We start from the raw sequence: 2,557 nt of genomic DNA, 5'->3' as shown, positions 1-2,557 counted from the left end.
GCTAATAAAGCACTATTTGAATATATTGAAATCTATTATAATCGGATACGCCGCCATTCAGCCAATGGCTGGGTATCACCTGAACAATATGAACAACAATATTACCAAAACGAAAAAATGATAGAGGCGGGCACTGTCTAATATTTTGGCGAGGATCACATACTATGATTAATAAAATATATTTTTTGAAATCTGATACAAGAAATTACTCATCATTTATTCAGGACTGGGATCCAAATAAGACAGAAGGTATTATGGGTATAGCAATGGATCAAAAATGGAAATCTTTTGAGAGATACGAACCGATAAAACTTGAATTACACAGAAGTGATACTGGTAAAAAAAATTACAAGCTAGATTTTAGTGGATCATTGAGACCCTTTTATATTTGCAGCCAGCTGACTTTAGAAAAACTAGAAGATATTCTACTGGTAAAGGGACAAATACTGTCTGTCATCACTGAAAGCAAAAGAAAACAGTTCTTTGGATACTACCCAACCAATCCTTTATCAGGATGTTTAGATAGAGAAAAATCAATATACAAGGAAGCAGATCAAGGATTACTAATTGAAAAACCTGTATTAATAGCCGAAAATATTACAGAGGAATATATTTTTTCAATTGAAGAAGATATTAGCCGAGTGTTTGTGACAGATAAATTTAAACAGCGAGTTGAAGAAGCAGGCCTACTTGCTTTCGATTTTTCAAGGGAAATAGAGCTTTCATAACTATTTAATTAAAATAAAACATATAAATAAATATTCAGTAGCAATAATATCGACTACTACTATGCCCTAGACAGGCTTATTAAAAACATCAGCTTGATCCTTGCCAAAATATTAGACAGTGCCCGCCTCTATCATTTTTTCGTTTTGGTAATATTGTTGTTCATATTGTTCAGGTGATACCCAGCCATTGGCTGAATGACGGCGTATCCGATTATAATAGATTTCAATATATTCAAATAGTGCTTTATTAGCCTGCTTCCTCGTTTTGTAGTAACAGTCATGAATAATATGGGTTTTGAGTGTATGAAAAAAACTCTCAACAACCGCATTATCAAAGCAGTTTCCTCTTCGACTCATGCTTTGCCTTAGCCCATATTGTAACAATAATTGCTTGAAATCAGCACTGCAATATTGGCTTCCTTGGTCACTATGAATGAGTACATTTTTAGGAAAGTGACGCCGAAATAAGGCTTGTTTTAATGTATTACACACTAAATGACGGTCTATGTAGCGACTGGTTTGCCTAGCAATCACTTTTCGTCCATATAAATCGATAATCACCGACAAATATAACCAACCTTCCCCCGTTTTAATATAAGTAATATCGGTTACCCATGTCGTATTCGGCTTATCAGGGTTAAATTGTCTATCTAACGTGTTGGGCACAATATTGTGATGAGCCGTGTCTGTTTTATACTTGAATTTACGTGCTGCTTTACTATGTCATCTCAAACTACGTAATCCCAATTGTTGCAAAACACGGCTAATTGTCCTTTCTGAAACTTGATAGCCCACTTCCCTTGCTTCATGAAGCAGGCTTGGTGCACCCAAACGGGCTTTATGTTGCCAATACTGTATTAAGGTTGCTTTGGAATAAAATAAGCAAAAGCATGATTAGTTAAATAATGCCCATTTTCACCATTAAATTTTTTTGCTGCATCAGACCAGGCAAAAAAACGAGTCTCAGGTTTTTCCTGTACTTTACCCGTTTCTCTATCAATAAAATACAGCTTTTTTGTCCCTTTTTTAAATAACTTCCAAACCGTTTTGACAAATTTATCAGTTTCCGGATCTTCGATTGTGTAACTATCCCCTAAAATAGTACAGCAAAAAAGTAGAAAATTATCTATGATAAAAGTAAAAGGGGATTTAATTATGAAAAAAATGACTGAACATCAAATCGTCGCTATTTTAAAAGAAGCTGAAGCAGGTATTCCTGTCAAGGAACTCTGCCGTAAATATGGCATGGGTAATTCAACTTTTTATAAATGGCGGGAAAAATACGGCGGAATGGAAACTTCGGATATCAAACGCTTAAAAGAGCTGGAGGCTGAAAACCGCAAACTTAAGCAGATGTTTGCCGAGCTGAGCTTAAAATCACAGCTTCAGGAAGAAATCATAAAAAAGCTTTAGTGCCCACAAAGGCACGTAAAACGTGGGCACAGCAACTACAACAAAATCATTCAGTTACTATTGCTATGAGTTGTGCCATTGTTGGCTTAAGCCGTTGTGCTTACTATTATCAACCTAAGTTACAGGATGATTCGGTGATTGTTTCGGTATTGAATGCTATCACAGACCGGCATTTACGCTGGGGCTTTCCTAAATGCTTTAATCGTATCAGAAAGCTCGGCTATCAATGGAACCATAAGCGTGTTTATCGGGTGTATTGTGAATTAAAGCTTAATCTCAGAGTAAAACGAAAAAAACGCATTCCTCCACGATGCCCGGAAAAGCTATTGGTGCCTAATAAACAAGGTGAATGTTGGTCAATGGATTTTATGAGTGATAGTAGCCGTAATCAACGTCGCTTTAGGACATTCAATGTT

Annotated in this window: 4 protein-coding genes and 1 pseudogene; 4 read left to right on the top strand and 1 reads right to left on the bottom strand. The window is 36.0% G+C overall.

Translation table 11 applies throughout. The features are described from left to right. Together A9G44_RS06535 and A9G44_RS06530 are read left to right on the top strand one after the other, a co-directional pair. A partial coding sequence (locus tag A9G44_RS06535; protein ID WP_143426330.1) for an IS3 family transposase occupies nucleotides 1–141 on the top strand: 141 nt, incomplete at its 5' end. Between the two features lie 23 nt (nucleotides 142–164). Further along, on the top strand, nucleotides 165–728 hold the full coding sequence (locus A9G44_RS06530) for a hypothetical protein (RefSeq protein WP_065609922.1): 564 nt from the start codon (nucleotides 165–167) through the stop codon (nucleotides 726–728). 111 nt (nucleotides 729–839) lie between these two features. On the opposite strand, the pseudogene A9G44_RS06525 reads toward A9G44_RS06530, so the two are convergent. Further along, nucleotides 840–1,580, bottom strand: a pseudogene (locus tag A9G44_RS06525) (IS3 family transposase); the annotation flags it as partial. A gap of 303 nt (nucleotides 1,581–1,883) precedes the next feature. Between A9G44_RS06525 and A9G44_RS06520 the strand changes: the two are divergent. Together A9G44_RS06520 and A9G44_RS06515 are read left to right on the top strand one after the other, a co-directional pair. After that, nucleotides 1,884–2,141: a transposase gene (locus tag A9G44_RS06520; RefSeq protein WP_034909955.1), complete on the top strand. Its 258-nt coding sequence runs from the start codon at nucleotides 1,884–1,886 to the stop codon at nucleotides 2,139–2,141. Further along, a partial coding sequence (locus A9G44_RS06515) for an IS3 family transposase (protein WP_143426329.1) occupies nucleotides 2,141–2,557 on the top strand: 417 nt, incomplete at its 3' end. The genes A9G44_RS06520 and A9G44_RS06515, both read left to right, overlap by 1 nt.

It is taken from the genome of Gilliamella sp. Occ4-3 (assembly GCF_001690675.1).
Lineage (GTDB): Bacteria > Pseudomonadota > Gammaproteobacteria > Enterobacterales > Orbaceae > Gilliamella > Gilliamella bombi.
This window is presented reverse-complemented; position numbering and strand designations above follow the sequence as displayed.

Bases quoted from the DNA above. Each gene is read 5' to 3' on its own strand.
- A9G44_RS06530 (WP_065609922.1), top strand. From the start codon at position 165: ATGATTAATAAAATATATTTTTTGAAATCTGATACAAGAAATTACTCA.
- A9G44_RS06520 (WP_034909955.1), top strand. From the start codon at position 1,884: ATGAAAAAAATGACTGAACATCAAATCGTCGCTATTTTAAAAGAAGCT.